Source organism: Xenorhabdus cabanillasii, from assembly GCF_003386665.1.
Classification (GTDB): domain Bacteria; phylum Pseudomonadota; class Gammaproteobacteria; order Enterobacterales; family Enterobacteriaceae; genus Xenorhabdus; species Xenorhabdus cabanillasii.
The window spans coordinates 3,197,830-3,218,609 of record NZ_QTUB01000001.1 but is presented as its reverse complement, the minus strand read 5'-3'; the positions used below and the strand labels follow the sequence as shown (position 1 = coordinate 3,218,609).

The window sequence follows — 20,780 nt, the reverse complement described above, 5'->3', positions numbered from 1 at the left end:
ACTTCAACCTTAAATGGTACTTAAGTATGAATAATAATGAATTAAATTCTTTACCATTAGCGGAACGTGAAAAATTACTTGAATCAGCTAAAGCAGCGAAGCTAACTCGTCAATATACGCAAAGAACATCAATTACTGTACAGCCTCGTAAGGGTGATATCCCATTATCCTGGGCACAACAACGTCTTTGGTTTTTAACTCAACTCGATCCGGCGGCACAAACAGCCTACCATATGTCGACAGGGCTTCACCTACAGGGCCTCCTGAATCAGAATGCGCTTAAGGCTGCGTTGGATAGGATTGTTGCTCGCCATGAAATCCTGCGAACAACTTTTGAGTCGATTGAAGGTACTGCCCGGCAAGTTATCGGAGATGCCAACGGTGGTTTTGCTTTAACGACTGAAGATATCAGTCAGTTGCCTGAGTCAGAAAAACAAACTGCGGTAGAAAAATCTGCACAGCATGAGGCCATCACTCCTTTCGATTTTACCCAAGGGCCGTTGTTCAGAGGGCATTTGCTGCGTTTAGCAGAAGATGAGCATATCCTACTGTTAACACAGCACCATATTATCTCGGATGGCTGGTCAGTTAATGTATTGATATATGAGCTATCCACCCTTTATCACTCTTTCTGCCAGGGGCTAGTTGATCCATTACCTGAATTACCGCTCCAGTATACTGATTACACTCTTTGGCAACATCAGTGGTTACAAGGGAAAGTTCTGGAAAATTTATTGAATTACTGGCGCAATGAATTGCAAAGTGCGCCAATACTGCTGGAGTTACCTGCGGACAAACCACGCCCGATAAAGCAAAGTTATACGGGCAACCGGGTTAATGTCGCCTTTTCACCCATCTTAAGCTCTGCATTAAAAACACTTAGTCAACGTCACGGTACAACCTTATTTATGACCCTGCTGGCAGGATGGGCGGTGTTGCTTTCTCGCATCAGTGGTCAGTACGATCTCGTGATCGGCACTCCCGTTGCCAATCGACAACAGCACGAACTAGAACCATTAATCGGTTTCTTCGTTAATACGTTAGCTTTACGGATTCAATTAAATGACAACCCCAGTGTCAGTGAATTATTGAATCAGGTGAAACATAAGGCCTTGAGCGCTTATGCACATCAAGATTTGCCATTCGAACAGTTGGTGGAGGTGTTAAAACCGCCACGTAATCTAAGCCATAGCCCTATCTTTCAGGTCATGCTGGCCTTGGACAATACGCCAGGGCAGCAAAGTTTCGGGCTATCTGGGTTACACGTGAAGGAGCTGTCACGTATCAGAAATAGCACATATTTCGATCTAACCTTATCTCTGAATGACACAGATCAAGGTTTAGTCGGTGATTTGGAATATTCCAGCGATATTTTTGAACACGCCAGTATTGAACGCATGGTCGGTCACCTACAGACTCTATTAGAGGCGATGATCGCTGATGACAGCCAGCAAATAGAAACTCTCCCGTTGCTGACGTCACCGCAACGCTCTCAGCTACTGACCAATTTTAATCTCTCTGCGCAAGACTACCAGCAGGACAGGCTTATCCATCAATTAGTTGAACAGCAGGCTGCATCCAGGCCAGATGCCATTGCCCTGATCGGGGAAGAGAGACAACTCAGTTACGCCGAATTAAACCAACATGCCAATCAACTGGCGCATGCCATCAGAGCAGCGGGAGTGCGTCCAGATGAGCGGATAGCCATTTGTGTCGAGCGCAGCCTGGAAATGATCATCGGTCTGTTGGGAATTTTGAAGGCGGGAGCCAGCTATGTTCCGCTGGATCCAGAACATCCTACAGAACGGTTAGTCTATATGCTGTCAGACAGCCAGCCAGCACTCATTCTGACTCAGTGCCATCTTAGCGCGCGACTATCCAGTACCGGCCTGCCAATTTGGGCGCTGGACAGCACAGAACATCAAACTAATATCGCCAGTCAACCCCAGGACAATATCTCAATCACTCAGTCAGGGTTCACGCCCTCAAATCTGGCGTATGTGCTGTATACTTCCGGCTCCACGGGATTGCCTAAGGGAGTCATGATTGAGCACCGAAACGTAGTACACTTAATTCATGCTCATATACAAATGACAAAATTGACACAATATGACCGTGTACTGCAATTTGCTTCATTTGGGTTTGATAATTCAGTCGCGGAAATATTTCCAACCCTTGCTGTTGGCGCTACATTAATCTTACGTCCGGCTCACATCAAAGTACCGGATGCAGAATTTATCACCTTTCTGCAAGAAAATAATATTACCGTTGTTGATTTACCCACCGCTTTCTGGCATTTATGGGCTCAAGAAATCAGCAACGGTTATAGTTATCCTCCCAAACAATTACGTTCTGTCGCCGCCGGAGGCGAAAAGGCAGAATCTCGCCATCTGAAAGCCTGGTTAGCCAGTCCAGAGACACAAAAGTGCCGTTGGATTAATACCTATGGCCCGACCGAAACCACCGTCAACGCAACCTCATGTGTGTTTGATAAAGACAACCCCTGCCCTTTTGAAGATATCCCCATCGGCCGCCCCATTACCAATACCCGCATCTATATTCTGGACAAACAGGGTCAACCCGTTCCTATCGGAGTTACCGGAGAGATATATATCGGTGGGGATGGTGTTGCTCGTGGCTATCTGAACCGGCCTGAACTGACATCTGAACGGTTTCTTCGCGATCCATTCAGTAATAAGCCGGAAGCACGCATGTATCGCACGGGTGACTTAGGCCGTTGGCTGCCGGATGGCAATATCCATTATCTGGGGCGTAATGACTTTCAGGTCAAAATCCGCGGCTTCCGTATTGAACTAGGGGAAATTGAAACTCAGTTAGCTGCTTGCATGGGGGTTAAAGATGCCATCGTTATCGCAAGGGAGGATGATAATGGGGATAAACGGTTAGTTGCTTATTTAACCCCTCAACCCAATGCTATTCTGAATGTTACCAGTCTACGTGAACAACTCAGCAATAACCTAGCCAGCTATATGATCCCCAGTGCCTTCGTTACACTGGAGGCCTTCCCACTAAATCAGAGCGGTAAGGTAGACCGGGCAGCCCTGCCCGCCCCTGATCGCTCCGCCAGTGTTAACCGTGAATATGCCGCACCACAGGGAGAAATTGAGCAACAACTGGCAGAAATTTGGCAAAGTTTATTGGGCCTGGAGCAAGTCGGACGCCATGACAATTTCTTTGAGTTAGGCGGGCATTCTTTATTGACGGTACAGGTCGCGTCTCGCTTACGTCAGACCCTGAATATTAATGTCACGCTGCAAGATCTGTTTCTTCAACCAACATTAGCCGACTTAGCACAAACTTTGGTAGTAGAAACTCAATCAATTCAACCCGACATCGTGCCTGTCAGTCGCCAAGAGCCATTACCACTCTCCTGGGCGCAGCAGCGCTTATGGTTTTTAGCGCAACTCGACCCCGCAGCCCAAACCGCCTATCACGTATCAGGAGGTTTACATTTGCACGGCATCCTGGATCTGCCGGCCCTCAACGCCGCGTTGGATCGCCTGGTCGCCCGGCACGAAATCCTGCGCACCACCTTCCGGCTGATCGACGGGCAAGCCCGGCAAATCATCGGCCCCCCGGACAGCGGGTTTGCCCTGACGGTGCACGATCTCAGCCGGTTACCGGCCGCCGACCGGCACGCGGCCCTTGATGCTGCCACTGAGTGGGAAGCCACCCACCCCTTCGATTTTGGCACCGGTCCCCTGATACGCGCCCAATTACTGAAGCTTGCCGAGCACCAGCACCGCCTGCTGTTAACCCAGCACCACATTATTACCGATGGCTGGTCCCTGAATATCCTGCTGCATGAACTGGCCACCCTTTACCGGGCCTTTACCCAGGGGCAGCCCGATCCGCTGCCGCCGCTGCCCGTGCAGTATGCCGATTATGCGCTGTGGCAGCGGCAATGGTTACAGGGGACGGTGCTGGCAACCCAGCTGGACTTCTGGCGCCGGGCGTTACACGGTGCACCGGCGTTACTGGCCTTACCCACCGATCACGCCCGGCCTGCCGTGCAAAGCTACCGGGGCGATCAGGTGCCCGTGACCTTAGCCCCGCCCCTGGTGGCCGCCTTAAAAGCCGTCAGCCAGCAGCAGGGCACCACCCTGTTTATGACCCTGCTGACCGGCTGGGCGATTTTACTGGCCCGGTTAAGCGGCCAGCCGGATATCGTGATTGGCACCCCCGTGGCAAACCGGCAGCACAGTGCGTTAGAGCCGTTAATCGGCTTCTTTGTCAACACCCTGGCCTTAAGGGTCACGCTGGACGATAACCCCACCGTGCAGGCCTTACTGGCCCGGGTAAAAACCCACGCAGTGGCAGCGTATGCCCATCAGGATCTGCCGTTTGAACAGCTGGTCGAGGCCCTGCACCCCCCGCGCAGCCTGAGCCACAGCCCGATCTTTCAGGTGATGTTTGCCCTGGATAACACCCCCAAACATTCGCGGTTCGAATTACCCGGGTTAACCCTGACCGAGGTGCCCGCCGCCCGCAATAATGCCCAGTTTGACCTGACGTTATCCCTGAATGAAACCGCCGCGGGGATTTCGGGCGAGCTGGAATACGCCCGCGACCTGTTCGAGCGGGCCACCATCACCCGCCTCAGCGGCTATCTGACCCGGGTATTGACGGCGATGGCCGCCGATGCCAGCCAGCCCGTCGGATCACTCCCGCTGCTGACCCCGGCGCAGCGCCACCAGTTACTGACCCAGTTTAACGCCACCGCCCGGGCTTACCCGCGGGAGTCGCTTATCCACCAGCTGATTGAACAGCAGGCGGCCGCCACCCCCGCGGCCCCGGCCCTGGTGAGCGAAACCGGCCGGCTCAGTTATGCCGAATTAAACCGGCACGCCAATCAGCTGGCCCATGCCCTCCGGGCCACGGGCGTCCGCCCGGATGACCGTATTGCCCTGTGTGCCGAACGCAGCCCGGCGATGATCATCGGGATGCTGGCCATCTTAAAGGCCGGCGCCAGCTACGTGCCGCTCGATCCCGACTACCCCACCGACCGGTTAACCTATATGCTGGCGGACAGCCGGCCAGTGCTGATACTGACCCAGCGTCACCTGGAGGCCCGCCTGGCCAGCAGCGGCCGGCCCATTTGGGCCCTGGACGGCGCCGCCCATCACACGCAGCTCGCCGGTTACCCCCATGACAATATTTCCATCCCGGCCTCCGGCCTCACGCCCGCCAATCTGGCGTATGTGCTGTATACCTCCGGCTCCACCGGCCGGCCGAAAGGGGTGATGGTCGAGCACCGGCAGGTGGTGAATTTTATACAGGCGCAAATCCAGCTGACCGCCCTGACGCCGCATGACCGGGTGCTGCAGTTCGCTTCCTTTGGCTTTGATAATTCCGTGGCCGAAATCTTCCCCACCCTGGCGGCGGGCGCCACCCTGGTCTTGCGCCCGGCCCGCCTTAAAGTGCCGGACAGCGACTTTACGGCCTTTCTGCACACCCATCATATCACGGTGGTTGATTTGCCCACCGCGTTCTGGCATCTCTGGGCGCAGGAAGTCCGGGCCGGGCACAGCATGCCCCCGCCCGCCCTGCGTTCCGTGGCCGCCAGCGGCGAAAAAGCGGAAGTGCGCCACCTGCAGGCCTGGTCAGCCAGCCCGGCGACCCAGGCCTGCCGCTGGATTAATATTTATGGCCCGACCGAAACCACCGTCAATGCCACCGCCTGCCTGTATGAGCCCGGCCATCCCCCGCCCGCGGACGATATCCCCATCGGCCGGCCCATGGCCAATACCACCGTCTATATCCTCGACCCCCTGGGGCAGCCCGTGCCCGTCGGGGTTACCGGCGAGCTCTATATCGGCGGCGAGGGGGTGGCCCGCGGCTACCTGAACCGGCCTGACCTGACCGCGGACCGCTTTCTCCCCGATCCCTTCCGCGCCGAACCGGATGCCCGGATGTACCGCACCGGGGATCTGGGCCACTGGGGGCCGGCGGGCGATATCCACTACCTGGGGCGCAATGATTTTCAGGTCAAACTGCGCGGCTTCCGCATTGAACCGGGGGAAATCGAAACGCAGCTGGTGGCGTGTCCCGGCGTGAAGGACGCCCTGGTTCTCGTCCGGGAAGACGAGCGCGGGGATAAACAGCTGGTGGCGTATTTAGTCCCCGACGCCGGTAGTCCGCTGGAGGCCGCCCGGCTGCGTGACCAGCTCAGCCCGCACCTGGCCGGCTATATGATCCCCAGTGCCTTCGTGACCCTGGACGCCTTCCCGCTGACCCCGAGCGGCAAAATTGACCGCCCGGCTTTACCGGCCCCCGATCGCGCCGCCCGGGTCAGCCGGGACTATGCGGCCCCGCAGGGCGCGGCCGAGCAGCAGCTGGCGGCAATTTGGCAGGCCCTGCTCCGGCTGGCCCAGGTCGGCCGCCACGATAATTTCTTTGAACTGGGCGGGCATTCGTTGCTGGTGGTCACCCTGATCGAGCAGCTGCGCCAGCACCACTGGACCCTGCCGGTCAGCGCCGTGTTTGCCGCCCCGACCCTGGCCGCGATGGCCCGGCAACTGCGCCACGAACCGGCGGCCAGCCCCGTACCGGCCGGGGCCGCCAGCCTGATCCCGCCGGACTGCCCGGCCATCACCCCGGCGATGTTACCGCTGCTGTCACTGACCCCGGCACAGCTTGACCCGATTGTCGCCCGGGTCGCCGGCGGCGCACGCAATGTGCAAGATATATACCCGCTGGGGCCCCTGCAGGAAGGGATTTTATTCCATTATTTGCTGGAAACCCGCGGCGACACCTACCTGGACCGCCAGTTTATCCGCTTTGACAGCCGCCCGCGGCTGGAGGCGTTCTTACAGGCCCTGCAACAGGTGATCGACCGCCATGATATTTTGCGCAGTGCGGTCCACTGGCAGGGCCTGCCCGAACCCGTGCAGGTGGTGTACCGTCAGGCGCCCCTGCCCCGCACCGAAGCCGTGCTGGTCCCCGGCGAGGCGGCCGACCTGCAGTTACGCCGCCTGACGGCCCCCCGCCTGGATATCACCCGGGCCCCATTACTGGCTGCCACCTTCGCGCAAGAGCCGGGCCACGCACACTGGCTTCTGGCCCTGCAACACCATCACCTGGTGTGTGATCACCTGTCCCTGGACATCATCTTTCATGAAATGCAGGCGCTGCTCGCCGGCCAGGGTGACACGCTGCCGCCGTCCCTGCCTTACCGGCACTTTATTGCCCAGATCCGGGCGGTGCCGGCGGAAACCCACCGGGCTTACTTCCGCGCGCTGCTCGGGGATGTGACCGAGCCCACCCTGCCGTTCGGCCTGGCCGATACCCAAAACCTGCCGGCCGATATCGCCGAAGCCGCGATGCCGCTGGATAACGCGCTCAGCCAGCAGATAACCGCGTGTGCCCGCCAGCAGGGGGTCAGCGCCGCGGTCCTGTTCCATGTCGCCTGGGCCCAGGTGCTGGCCCTGTGCAGCGGGCGGGACGATATTGTGTTCGGCACGGTGTTACTCGGGCGCCTGCAGGGCGGGGCCGGGACAGCCCAGGTATTCGGCATGCTGATCAATACCCTGCCGGTCCGTATTCGGCTACAGGCTGACACGGTGCAACAGACCGTACAGGCCACCCATCAGCAGCTCAGTGCCCTGCTCGCGCACGAGCAAACGCCGCTGGCCCTGGCGCAGCGGTGCAGTGGCATTCCGGCCCCGCGGCCCCTGTTCAGCAGCTTACTCAATTTCCGCCACAGCCAGCGGGAGCCCGATCCCACGGCCTCACCGGCCTGGGCCGGGATCCAGATCCTCGACGGTGAAGAACACAGCAACTACCCGTTATCGCTGGATGTGGATGCCTTTGAGGACGGGTTTACGTTAACCGCCCAGTGCCCGCAGTCCCTGAACCCGGCCCGCATTAACCACTATATGGTGTCGGCGTTAAGCCAGCTGGTCAATGCCCTGCACACCGCGCCGGCCCGCGCTATCCGCAGCCTGACGGTCTTGCCGGACGAGGAGCGCACCCGGTTACTGGTGGCCTTTAATCCGGCCACGGTCACGGCCCCGCCGGCCGGCCTGCTTCACCAGACGGTTGAGCAGCAGGCGGCCCGCACGCCGGCCGCCCCTGCCCTGGTCTGGGGCGACACGTCACTCAGTTACGCCGCCCTCAACCGGCGCGCCAATCAGCTGGCCCACGCCCTGATAGCCGCCGGCGTGCGGCCCGATGACCGGGTGGCGATTTACGCCGGGCGCGGGCCCGCCCTGATTATCGGCCTGCTGGGGATCCTCAAAGCGGGGGCCGGTTATGTGCCGCTGGCCACCGACCACCCGCGCGAACGCCTGACGTATCTGCTGGCAGACTGTGCGCCGGCCCTGCTGCTGACCCAAACCCATTTACAGCCGCACCTGCCCGAGACCCCGGTTCCCATCTGGTGCCTGGATGCGGCCCATCAGCAGGCCACCCTCGACACGTATGCGGCTGAAAACCCGCAACCGGCCCGGCTGGGCTTGCAGCCGCACCATCTGGCCTACGTGATTTACACCTCCGGCTCGACCGGGTTACCGAAAGGGGTGATGATTGAACACCGCAATGTGACCAGCTTTGTCGCGGCACAGTTGCAGGTCAATCCCCTGACCGCCCGCGACCGGGTATTGCAGTTTACCGCCGTGGCGTTTGATACCGCGGTGTCGGAAATCTTCCCGACCTTCGCCGCCGGGGCCACCTTAATCCTGCGGCCGGCTGCCCTGCAAGTCCCCGACAGCGCATTTAGCGCGTTTCTGCATGCGCAGAAAATCACCGCCCTGGATGTGCCGGCCGCGTTCTGGCACCTGTGGGTTCAGGAGCTGGCGGCCGGCCGCTGCCCTTTCAGCCCGGATTTACGCACGGTGACGGTGGGCGGCGAAAAAGCAGCGGCCCGCCACTTACAGACGTGGCAGGCCCTGCCCGAAACGCAGCCGTGCCGCTGGCTTAACGCCTACGGCCCCACGGAAACCACCGTCACGGCCACTATCTGGGCCGCGGAGAACGCCGGACAGGCCCCACAGCTGCCGGCACTCACGGCCGCCGTCCCGATTGGCCGCCCGCTGTCCAACAGCAAAATCTATATCCTGGATACGCACGGCCAGCCGGTGCCTGTCGGGGTCACGGGGGAAATTTATGTGGGGGGCGCGGGGGTCGCCCGCGGTTACCTGAACCGCCCTGATCTGACCGCCGATCGGTTTATCCGTGATCCGTTCAGCGCCCAGCCGGGGGCCCGCATGTACCGCACCGGGGATCTGGGGCACTGGGGGCCGGAGGGGCATATCCACTATCTGGGGCGCAATGACTTTCAGGTCAAGATCCGCGGCTTCCGCATTGAACCGGGGGAAATTGAAACCCGGCTGGCCGCCTGCCCGGGGGTTAAAGAGGCTGTGGTCATTGCACGTGAAAATACAACAGGGGATCAATATCTAGTCGCTTATCTAATACCACAACCCAATATCTCTTTAGATCCCAATGAATTGCGTGAACAACTCAGCCGTCACTTAATGGAGTATATGCTTCCTCAGGCTTATATGATATTGGACACCTTGCCGCTCACCGCAAATGGAAAACTGGATCGTCAGGCACTGCCTGAGCCGGATCGTTCCTCTATTGCTGTCCATGCATATGAAATTCCTCAAGGCGAAATTGAGCAACAACTTGCCACAATTTGGCAGGATTTATTAGGGTTGGACCAAGCTGGACGCCATGATGATTTCTTTGTATTGGGAGGAAACTCGCTTTCTATCATGCAATTATCCAGACGCCTGCGTAATACATTTCATCTCGATATATCGGTTGCAGATATCTTCCGTCATTCAACTCTATCTCAACTTGCTGAACTTATTTCATCAATACAACAAGATATCAGTTCTATACAACAAGAGCTGGATGATCTGTCTGAGGATGAGTTACTTGCCATGTTACGTGAAGATTAATAGTGAACAAAATGGACAAAATAAACAAAATGAATAATAACGAACAGAGACTAAATCAGTTAAAGCAGGCAGTACTTCAGAAAAAACTGAAAGGACGGATTCCAGATAAGCAAATTGAAGAAAAATATCAGCTAGTCAGTAGAACTGATCCGAAACAGGAATTACCACTCTCCTGGGCGCAGCAGCGCTTATGGTTTTTAGCGCAACTCGACCCCGCAGCCCAAACCGCCTATCACGTATCAGATGGTTTACATTTGCACGGCGTTCTGGATCTGCCGGCCCTCAACGCCGCGTTGGATCGCCTGGTCGCCCGGCACGAAATCCTGCGCACCACCTTCCGGCTGATCGACGGACAAGCCCGGCAAATCATCGGCCCCCCGGACAGCGGGTTTGCCCTGACGGTGCACGATCTCAGCCGGTTACCGGCCGCCGACCGGCACGCGGCCCTTGATGCTGCCACTGAGTGGGAAGCCACCCACCCCTTTGATTTTGGCACCGGCCCCCTGATACGCGCCCAATTACTGAAGCTTGCCGACCACCAGTACCGCCTGCTGTTAACCCAGCACCACATTATTACCGATGGCTGGTCCCTGAATATCCTGCTGCATGAACTGGCCACCCTTTACCGGGCCTTTACCCAGGGGCAGCCCGATCCGCTGCCGCCGCTGCCCGTGCAGTATGCCGATTATGCGCTGTGGCAGCGGCAATGGTTACAGGGGACGGTGCTGGCAACCCAGCTGGACTTCTGGCGCCGGGCGTTACACGGTGCCCCGGCGTTACTGGCCTTACCCACCGATCACGCCCGGCCTGCCGTGCAAAGCTACCGGGGCGATCAGGTGCCCGTGACCTTAGCCCCGCCCCTGGTGGCCGCCTTAAAAAACCGTCAGCCAGCAGCAGGGCACCACCCTGTTTATGACCCTGCTGACCGGCTGGGCGATTTTACTGGCCCGGTTAAGCGGCCAGCCGGATATCGTGATTGGCACCCCCGTGGCAAACCGGCAGCACAGTGCGTTAGAGCCGTTAATCGGCTTCTTTGTCAATACCCTGGCCTTAAGGGTCACGCTGGACGATAACCCCACCGTGCAGGCCTTACTGGCCCGGGTAAAAACCCACACGATGGCAGCGTATGCCCATCAGGATCTGCCGTTTGAACAGCTGGTCGAGGCCCTGCACCCCCCGCGCAGCCTGAGCCACAGCCCGATCTTTCAGGTGATGTTTGCCCTGGATAACACCCCCAAACATTCGCGGTTCGAATTACCCGGGTTAACCCTGACCGAGGTGCCCGCCGCCCGCAATAATGCCCAGTTTGACCTGACGTTATCCCTGAATGAAACCGCCGCGGGGATTTCGGGCGAGCTGGAATACGCCCGCGACCTGTTCGAGCGGGCCACCATCACCCGTCTCAGCGGCTATCTGACCCGGGTATTGACGGCGATGGCCGCCGATGCCAGCCAGCCCGTCGGATCACTCCCGCTGCTGACCCCGGCACAGCGCCACCAGTTACTGACCCAGTTTAACGCCACCGCCCGGGCTTACCCGCGGGAGTCGCTTATCCACCAGCTGATTGAACAGCAGGCGGCCGCCACCCCCGCGGCCCCGGCCCTGGTGAGCGAAACCGGCCGGCTCAGTTATGCCGAATTAAACCGGCAGGCCAATCAGCTGGCCCATGCCCTCCGGGCCACGGGCGTCCGCCCGGATGACCGTATTGCCCTGTGTGCCGAACGCAGCCCGGCGATGATCATCGGGATGCTGGCCATCTTAAAGGCCGGCGCCAGCTACGTGCCGCTCGATCCCGACTACCCCACCGACCGGTTAACCTATATGCTGGCGGACAGCCGGCCAGTGCTGATACTGACCCAGCGTCACCTGGAGGCCCGCCTGGCCAGCAGCGGCCGGCCCATTTGGGCCCTGGACGGCGCCGCCCATCACACGCAGCTCGCCGGTTACCCCCATGACAATATTTCCATCCCGGCCTCCGGCCTCACGCCCGCCAATCTGGCGTATGTGCTGTATACCTCCGGCTCCACCGGCCGGCCGAAAGGGGTGATGGTCGAGCACCGGCAGGTGGTGAATTTTATACAGGCGCAAATCCAGCTGACCGCCCTGACGCCGCATGACCGGGTGCTGCAGTTCGCTTCCTTTGGCTTTGATAATTCCGTGGCCGAAATCTTCCCCACCCTGGCGGCGGGCGCCACCCTGGTCTTGCGCCCGGCCCGCCTTAAAGTGCCGGACAGCGACTTTACGGCCTTTCTGCACACCCATCATATCACGGTGGTTGATTTGCCCACCGCGTTCTGGCATCTCTGGGCGCAGGAAGTCCGGGCCGGGCACAGCGTGCCCCCGCCCGCCCTGCGTTCCGTGGCCGCCAGCGGCGAAAAAGCGGAAGTGCGCCACCTGCAGGCCTGGTCAGCCAGCCCGGCGACCCAGGCCTGCCGCTGGATTAATATTTATGGCCCGACCGAAACCACCGTCAATGCCACCGCCTGCCTGTATGAGCCCGGCCATCCCCCGCCCGCGGACGATATCCCCATCGGCCGGCCCATGGCCAATACCACCGTCTATATCCTCGATCCCCTGGGGCAGCCCGTGCCCGTCGGGGTTACCGGCGAACTCTATATCGGCGGCGAGGGGGTGGCCCGCGGCTACCTGAACCGGCCTGACCTGACCGCGGACCGCTTTCTCCCCGATCCCTTCCGCGCCGAACCGGACGCCCGGATGTACCGCACCGGGGATCTGGGCCACTGGGGGCCGGCGGGCGATATCCACTACCTGGGGCGCAATGATTTTCAGGTCAAACTGCGCGGCTTCCGCATTGAACCGGGGGAAATCGAAACGCAGCTGGTGGCGTGTCCCGGTGTGAAGGACGCCCTGGTTCTCGTCCGGGAAGACGAGCGCGGGGATAAACAGCTGGTGGCGTATTTAGTCCCCGACGCCGGTAGTCCGCTGGAGGCCGCCCGGCTGCGTGACCAGCTCAGCCCGCACCTGGCCGGCTATATGATCCCCAGTGCCTTCGTGACCCTGGACGCCTTCCCGCTGACCCCGAGTGGCAAAATTGACCGCCCGGCTTTACCGGCCCCCGATCGCGCCGCCCGGGTCAGCCGGGACTATGCGGCCCCGCAGGGCGCGGCCGAGCAGCAGCTGGCGGCAATTTGGCAGGCCCTGCTCCGGCTGGCCCAGGTCGGCCGCCACGATAATTTCTTTGAACTGGGCGGGCATTCGTTGCTGGTGGTCACCCTGATCGAGCAGCTGCGCCAGCACCACTGGACCCTGCCGGTCAGCGCCGTGTTTGCCGCCCCGACCCTGGCCGCGATGGCCCGGCAACTGCACCACGAACCGGCGGCCAGCCCCGTACCGGCCGGGGCCGCCAGCCTGATCCCGCCGGACTGCCCGGCCATCACCCCGGCGATGTTACCGCTGCTGTCACTGACCCCGGCACAGCTTGACCCGATTGTCGCCCGGGTCGCCGGCGGCGCACGCAATGTGCAAGATATATACCCGCTGGGGCCCCTGCAGGAAGGGATTTTATTCCATTATTTGCTGGAAACCCGCGGCGACACCTACCTGGACCGCCAGTTTATCCGCTTTGACAGCCGCCCGCGGCTGGAAGCGTTCTTACAGGCCCTGCAACAGGTGATCGACCGCCATGATATTTTACGCAGTGCAATCCACTGGCAGGGCCTGCCCGAACCCGTGCAGGTGGTGTACCGTCAGGCGCCCCTGCCCCGCACCGAAGCCGTGCTGGTCCCCGGCGAGGCGGCCGACCTGCAGTTACGCCGCCTGACGGATCCCCGCCTGACCCGCCTGGATATCACCCGGGCCCCGTTACTGGCCGCCACCTTCGCGCAAGAGCCGGGCCACGCACACTGGCTTCTGGCCCTGCAACACCATCATCTGGTGTGTGATCACCTGTCCCTGGACATCATCTTTCATGAGATGCAGGCGCTGCTCGCCGGCCAGGGTGACACGCTGCCGCCGTCCCTGCCTTACCGGCACTTTATTGCCCAGATCCGGGCGGTGCCGGCGGAAACCCACCGGGCTTACTTCCGCGCGCTGCTCGGGGATGTGACCGAGCCCACCCTGCCGTTCGGCCTGGCCGATACCCAAAACCTGCCGGCCGATATCGCCGAAGCCGTGATGCCGCTGGATAACGCGCTCAGCCAGCAGATAACCGCGTGTGCCCGCCAGCAGGGGGTCAGCGCTGCGGTCCTGTTCCATGTCGCCTGGGCCCAGGTGCTGGCCCTGTGCAGCGGGCGGGACGATATTGTGTTCGGCACGGTGTTACTCGGGCGCCTGCAGGGCGGGGCCGGGACGGCCCAGGTATTCGGCATGCTGATCAATACCCTGCCGGTCCGTATTCGGCTACAGGCTGACACGGTGCAACAGACCGTACAGGCCACCCATCAGCAGCTCAGTGCCCTGCTGGCGCATGAGCAAACGCCGCTGGCCCTGGCGCAGCGGTGCAGTGGCATTCCGGCCCCGCGGCCCCTGTTCAGCAGTTTACTCAATTTCCGCCACAGCCAGCGGGAGCCCGATCCCACGGCCTCACCGGCCTGGGCCGGGATCCAGGTTCTTTCCGATGAAGAACACAGCAACTACCCGTTATCGCTGGATGTGGATGCCTTTGAGGACGGGTTTGCGTTAACCGCCCAGTGCCCGCAGTCCCTGAACCCGGCCCGCATTAACCACTATATGGTGTCGGCGTTAAGCCAGCTGGTCAATGCCCTGCACACCGCGCCGGCCCGCGCTATCCGCAGCCTGACGGTCTTGCCGGACGAGGAGCGCACCCGGTTACTGGTGGCCTTTAATCCGGCCACGGTCACGGCCCCGCCGGCCGGCCTGCTTCACCAGACGGTTGAGCAGCAGGCGGCCCGCACGCCGGCCGCCCCCGCCCTGGTCTGGGGCGACACGTCACTCAGTTACGCCGCCCTCAACCGGCGCGCCAATCAGCTGGCCCACGCCCTGATAGCCGCCGGCGTGCGGCCCGATGACCGGGTGGCGATTTACGCCGAGCGCGGGCCCGCCCTGATTATCGGCCTGCTGGGGATCCTCAAAGCGGGGGCCGGTTATGTGCCGCTGGCCACCGACCACCCGCGCGAACGCCTGACGTATCTGCTGGCAGACTGTGCGCCGGTCCTGCTGCTGACCCAAACCCATTTACAGCCGCACCTGCCCGAGACCCGCGTTCCCATCTGGTGCCTGGATACGGCCCATCAGCAGGCCTCCCTCGACACGTATGCGGCTGAAAACCCGCAACCGGCCCGGCTGGGCTTGCAGCCGCACCATCTGGCCTACGTGATTTACACCTCCGGCTCGACCGGGTTACCGAAAGGGGTGATGATTGAACACCGCAATGTGACCAGCTTTGTCGCGGCACAGTTGCAGGTCAATCCCCTGACCGCCCGCGACCGGGTGTTGCAGTTTACCGCCGTGGCGTTTGATACCGCGGTGTCGGAAATCTTCCCGACCTTCGCCGCCGGGGCCACCTTAATCCTGCGGCCGGCCGCCCTGCAAGTCCCCGACAGCGCATTTAGCGCGTTTCTGCATGCGCAGAAAATCACCGCCCTGGATGTGCCGGCCGCGTTCTGGCACCTGTGGGTTCAGGAGCTGGCGGCCGGCCGCTGCCCCTTCAGCCCGGATTTACGCACGGTGACGGTGGGCGGCGAAAAAGCAGCGGCCCGCCACTTACAGACGTGGCAGGCCCTGCCCGAAACGCAGCCGTGCCGCTGGCTTAACGCCTACGGCCCCACGGAAACCACCGTCACGGCCACTATCTGGGCCGCGGAGAACGCCGGGCAGGCCCCGCAGCTGCCGGCACTCACGGCCGCCGTCCCGATTGGCCGCCCGCTGTCCAACAGCAAAATCTATATCCTGGATACGCACGGCCAGCCGGTGCCTGTCGGGGTCACGGGGGAAATTTATGTGGGGGGCGCGGGGGTCGCCCGCGGTTACCTGAACCGCCCTGATCTGACCACCGATCGGTTTATCCGTGATCCGTTCAGCGCCCAGCCGGGGGCCCGTATGTACCGCACCGGGGATCTGGGGCACTGGGGGCCGGAGGGGCATATCCACTATCTGGGGCGCAATGACTTTCAGGTCAAGATCCGCGGCTTCCGCATTGAACCGGGGGAAATTGAAACCCGGCTGGCCGCCTGCCCGGGGGTTAAAGAGGCTGTGGTTATAGCGCGTGAAGAAAAGGACGGTAATACCAATCTGGTAGCTTATATTATCCCACAGTCAGATATCACGCCCGATGCCATTCAGTTGCGTGAACAATTAAGTACACATTTAATGGAATATATGCTGCCCAGTATATTTGTGACATTGGATGCTTTTCCACTTACCCCAAATGGGAAAATAGATCGCAAGGCATTACCAGTACCTAAACACACAGATGTCATCAGTCGTGAATATCAAGCTCCTGTCAACACAACTGAACAGCAATTAGCCACTATCTGGCAAAATCTGCTACAACTGGAACAGGTAGGACGTCATGATAACTTTTTTGAATTGGGCGGACATTCTTTACTGGTCGTCAGTCTAATAGAACAACTGCGCCAACGCGGCTTTACATTGCAAGTCAGTGCCGTATTTTCATTTCCTGTCTTAGCAGATATGGCAAACCATCTAATTAATAAGACCACTGATGATCCTACAGCACAAATCATTCCACCTAATCTGATCACAAATGATAGTCAAATTATCACACCAGATATGTTGCCATTGGTATTACTAACACAAGAGCAAATTGATCAAATCGTTGCCAGCGTGGTTGGGGGTGTTAGCAATATTCAAGATATTTACCCACTGGGGCCATTACAAGAAGGGATTCTGTTTCACCATTTACTGGAAACAAAAGGTGACATTTATCTGGACAATATGATGATAGCCTTTGACGGTCGTGCAAGGCTGGAAACATTTTTACAGGCACTACAGCAGATAATCAACCGTCACGATATCTTACGTAGCGCGGTTCATTGGAATGATCTTCCTGAACCCGTGCAAGTTATTTATCGTCAAGCACAGCTTCCTATTACCGAACTGACATTGTCACCCGAAGGTCAGGCTGAGCAGCAATTACTCCATCATACTGATCCACATTTGATACGTCTGAATATCACACAGGCTCCATTATTATCAGCCACCATTGCCAAAGATCCCCATAGTGGAAAATGGTTGCTGGCCCTGCTACATCACCATCTGGTTTGTGATCATCACTCACTGGAAATCATATTCAATGAAATTCAGACAATACTCTTGGGGCAAGGTAATCAACTTCCCCCTCCTCTGCCTTACCGTAACTTTATCGCCCAGCTCCGCATGGTGCCTCTTGAGCAACACCAAGCTTACTTCCGCCAGCTTTTAGCTGATGTCGATGAACCGACTTTGCCTTTTGGTTTGTTGGAAGTTCATGGCGAAAACAGTGAACAGTTCGCAGAAGCTGAATGCGAATTAGAAACATCACTGGCACAAGCATTGCGAAATTGTGCTCACCAACAAGGAGTCAGTGCAGCAGTACTGTTCCACATCGGCTGGGCACAAGTACTGGCACAATGCAGCGGACGAGATGATGTTGTTTTTGGCACTGTGCTGTTGGGACGTTTACAGGGGGTAGTCAATTCAGACAAAACACTCGGTATGTTTATGAATACACTTCCCATCCGCATTAAATTAGGTGGTTTCACTGTGCAGCAAGTTGTTCAGCAGACTTACCAGGTATTGAGTGAATTATTGGAACACGAACAAGCTCCACTTTCATTGGCTCAACAATGCAGTGGCGTCAAGGCGCCTTTACCTCTGTTTAACAGTCTGTTGAATTATCGCCACAGCCCAAATAATGATAACGACCAGAATACGCGATCTGCTGAGGAAGGTATCGAGCTGTTAAGTTCTAATGAACGTACCAACTACCCACTAAGTCTGGCAGTTGATGATACTGGACAGGGATTCACGCTGACCATGCAGTGTGTATCATTCCTTGATCCCAAACGGATTAACGCCTTCATGCACACTGTGCTATACGATTTAGTCGAGATTTTGCAAAACTCACCAGAACGTACCTGCCGACAATTGAACATCCTGCCACAGGAAGAGCGTATTCAACTCTTGCAAACATTCAACAACACTCATATTGAATATTCGCAAGATGATTTAATCCACCAACGCTTTGAGCAACAAGCAGAAGATTCTCCTATGGCTATCGCCTTAATTTACGGCGATCAACAATTGTGTTACGACGAACTGAACCGAAAAGCTAATCAGCTAGCACACTATTTAATTGAACTTGGTATACGCCCAGATGATCGGATAGCAATTTGTGTTGAGCGTAGTCTGGATATGGTCATCGGCTTATTAGGCATATTGAAAGCAGGCGCGGGTTATGTTCCTCTTGACCCAGATTATCCTACTGAACGACTGTCCTATATGCTGTCAGACAGCCGGCCTGTAGTATTACTGACCCAATATGCCCTGCAAGTTCGTTTCTCCGATACAGAAATTCCCTTATTGGTACTGGATGATAATGAGTACCAGGCAAAAATCAGAAATCAGCCAGATTGTAATTTGTCAGCCTCTGATTCAGGTGTTACATCACGTAATCTGGCGTATGTGCTGTATACTTCCGGCTCAACAGGGCTACCCAAAGGGGTAATGATAGAACATATTAGTGTGGTTAACCTGCTGCTCTCAATGCAAGAGATATTACAAATTACTACCGACGACACCATGCTGTTCTCCACTACCATTGGCTTTGATATAGCCGGGCTGGAACTTTATTTACCCTTATTCAGCGGCAGCCGTATTGTCTTAGCGCCGTCACAAATAGCCAAAGATCCCGAACAATTGGCAGCATTAATTGCATTACATAACATCAAAATTGTACAGGCTACACCTACCGCCTGGAGAATGTTGCTTGATTCTGGATGGACAGGGGCGGACATCAAGGCATTAAGCGGTGGTGAAGCGCTATCTCACGAACTGGCACAACGTTTAAAACAAAAAGTCAGTAGCTTATGGAATCTGTATGGACCAACAGAAACAACTATCTGGTCAACAGCATCCACTAACATTTTGATGGAGCAAATCAACCATCATACGAAATCTCAAATAACGATTGGTCGTCCAATAGCCAATACTCAAATTTATTTACTTGATAAACACAACCAGCCGGTCCCCATTGGAGTAATTGGTGAAATTCACATCGGAGGTATCGGAGTGGCTCGTGGTTATTTAAATCGGCCAGAACTTACCAATGAACGCTTTGTTCACAATCCTTTCAGTGAGCAAGTTGATGCGCGAATGTATAAAACAGGAGATTTAGGACGTTGGCTTTCTGATGGGACTATCGATTATCTCGGACGTAATGATTTTCAGGTCAAGATCCGTGGTTTTCGGATTGAACTGGGTGAAATTGAAGCCAGACTACTTGCCTATCCTGGGATCCAAGAAGCGATTGTGATGGTACGTGAAGATATCACTCATGATAAGCGTCTGGTGGCTTATCTGGTTTTACAGCCAGAGATAACCCTGAATTTAGAACAATTGCGGGAAACTTTACATACCAGTTTGCCCCACTATATGATCCCCAATGCTTTTGTAACATTAGATTCATTTCCACTAACGCCAAATGGTAAGCTGGATCGCCAATCTTTACCATCACCAGATGCGCTTGCTGTGATTACTCAAGACTATGAGGCACCTATCGGTGAAATAGAGAATATCATTGCTGAAATTTGGCAAGAAAACCTCGGATTAGACCGTATCGGACGGCATGATCATTTCTTCGAATTAGGTGGGCACTCTCTACTGACATTACAAATTGTTACACGCTTACGTCGGGCTTTAAACATCAATATCGCAATACGAGATCTATTCCTTCACCCAACAATCAGTAAGCTTGCCTGTTACCTCCAACAGCTTTTATCCGGTAACCATCAGGAACAGCAAAAAAACATAGTCACTATCCGCCAGGGCAAAGGAGAATCGTCACTGCTTCTTGTCCATCCAGCAGGAGGTGGCGTCCACTATGCCTATGATCTTGCCGCGCATATTCATGATCAAGATATGACAATTTATGGAATTACCGCCAGTGATAGATTCGGAGATGAAAATCTTCAATTAACATTTAGCGAAATGGCTAAAGAATATATTACCTCTATTCGTCAAGCCCAAATATCAGGACCTTATACGATTGCTGGATGGTCAATCGGCGGAACTCTTGCATATGAAATAGCCAACCAATTAATAGCTGAGGGAGACACAGTCAATTTCATAGGATTAATTGATTCGGTTGCTAGTTATCAGGATACATTCACTCAGGAAGATAAACAGGCTGGATTACTATTTAATGCAAAAAATACTTTGTATGACTTACTCGCAGAAGAGACAGAGATTTCCCCTCACGTGAATGAGGAATTACAAAGGATGACAGATAAACATGACTACAATACCCTGCTGGCTTTTGCTCAGCAGAACGATTTATTACCACCTCAAATCCCTTCAGATAATATTCTCTACTATCTGAGTCTTTATCATAATATCACGGTTGCGGCTTATCATTATATTGCCCCAACAAACATTGCTTCAGAAATCCCTTTTCATGTCGTCTTATTCAAGGCAACAGAACAAAATGAGCAACATAGCTATGCCCTTGGGTGGGAAGATGTTATTCCACCAGAACAGCTCTCTATCGTTCCTGTTGTTGGTTCTCATGAATCCATTATGAAGTTGCCGCATATCAAACATGTCGGTCAGGCCTTACTGGAAGCCATTATGGCTACAAAAGAAAATTATTAACTGTATACCACCTCCTATGGAGGTGGTTAGCAGCTCTGCCAAGAATACTATCTTCTTCTA

Annotated in this window: 2 protein-coding genes and 1 pseudogene; all 3 read left to right on the top strand. The window is 56.7% G+C overall.

Annotated features, from left to right (window positions below; all coding sequences use genetic code 11):
- Positions 1-26 precede the first annotated feature (26 nt).
- The 3 genes and pseudogenes from BDD26_RS14795 to BDD26_RS14790 all read left to right on the top strand — a co-directional run bounded on the left by BDD26_RS14795 (position 27) and on the right by BDD26_RS14790 (position 20,720).
- Positions 27-9,929, top strand: a complete 9,903-nt coding sequence (locus BDD26_RS14795; RefSeq protein ID WP_115826951.1) for a non-ribosomal peptide synthetase — start codon at positions 27-29, stop codon at positions 9,927-9,929.
- A gap of 11 nt (positions 9,930-9,940) precedes the next feature.
- Positions 9,941-10,750, top strand: a pseudogene (locus tag BDD26_RS20550) (condensation domain-containing protein); the annotation flags it as partial.
- A 91-nt stretch (positions 10,751-10,841) separates the two neighbouring features.
- Positions 10,842-20,720: a non-ribosomal peptide synthetase gene (locus tag BDD26_RS14790; protein ID WP_280524525.1), complete on the top strand. Its 9,879-nt coding sequence runs from the start codon at positions 10,842-10,844 to the stop codon at positions 20,718-20,720.
- The last annotated feature ends 60 nt before the right edge of the window (positions 20,721-20,780 follow it).

Excerpts from the sequence above, each read along its gene's own strand:
- BDD26_RS14795 (WP_115826951.1), top strand. The coding sequence starts at position 27 with ATGAATAATAATGAATTAAATTCTTTACCATTAGCGGAACGTGAAAAA.
- BDD26_RS14790 (WP_280524525.1), top strand. The coding sequence starts at position 10,842 with ATGACCCTGCTGACCGGCTGGGCGATTTTACTGGCCCGGTTAAGCGGC.